Source organism: Bradyrhizobium sp. SHOUNA76 (assembly GCF_023006445.1).
In the GTDB taxonomy this organism is placed as follows: Bacteria; Pseudomonadota; Alphaproteobacteria; order Rhizobiales; family Xanthobacteraceae; genus Bradyrhizobium.
On sequence record NZ_JALBHA010000992.1, the window covers coordinates 1 to 889 of the forward strand.

At 68.2% G+C, this 889-nt stretch carries 1 protein-coding gene; it reads right to left on the reverse strand.

The features are described 5' to 3' along the window. A partial coding sequence (locus MOV74_RS39205; protein WP_246932977.1) for an AMP-binding protein occupies window positions 1-889 on the reverse strand: 889 nt, incomplete at both ends.

The window sequence follows — 889 nt, forward strand, 5'->3', positions numbered from 1 at the left end:
GGCTCTGCGCGGGGTCGTTGATATAGCCGCGGCCGACGCCCGCGCCGCCGATGCAGAGCTCGCCGGTCACGCCGACCGGCTGCGGCTGGAGGTTGGCATCGAGCACGTAGAGCTGGGTGTTCGGCAGCGGTGCACCGACCGGAACGATACCGGTCGTGATCGCCGGCGCCTTGGTCAGGCGATGCAGAGAGACGTCGTCGGAACATTCCGAGGCGCCATAGGCGTTGATCAGCGGCACTTTCGGGCATTGGGCGAACCAGGCCCTGCAGAGGTCGACGGGTAGCGGCTCCCCGGTCGAGATCAGCACCCGCAATCCGGCGAAGGCGCGCCGGACCTGTGTCTCGTTGATCCGTTCGACCACGACGCGCAGAAGCGATGGGACGACCTCGAGCACCGTGATGCCTTCGCGCTCGATCTCCCGCGCCAGCAGGATCGGGTCCTGCACGTTCGCGTTGTCGCAGACATGCACGCGCGCGCCGACCATCGGCCCCGCCAGGAACTGCCAGACCGAGATGACAAAGCTCTGCGGTGCAGTCTGCGCGATCACGTCCCCGGCGGAGAGGCCGAGCTCTGAGACGAGCGAGGCCAGATGGTTCGACAGGCCGCGCTGCTCGATCATGACGCCCTTCGGCGCGCCGGAGGAGCCTGACGTATAGATGAGATAGGCAAGGCTTGAAGCCGCGCGCCGCGCGGCGCGGGCCGGCTTGGTCGGTCCCGACGCGATCGCGTCTTCGAGTTCAGCCACCGGGATGCGCTCGACCAGCGGATCGAGCAGCGTCTCCACCATGGCGGACTGGGCCCGTCCGGTCAGCAGCATGCGGGCGCAGCTCGATCCCAGAATGGTCGTGAGGCGGGCCGGCGGCTGACCGGGATCGAGATTGAGGAAGGC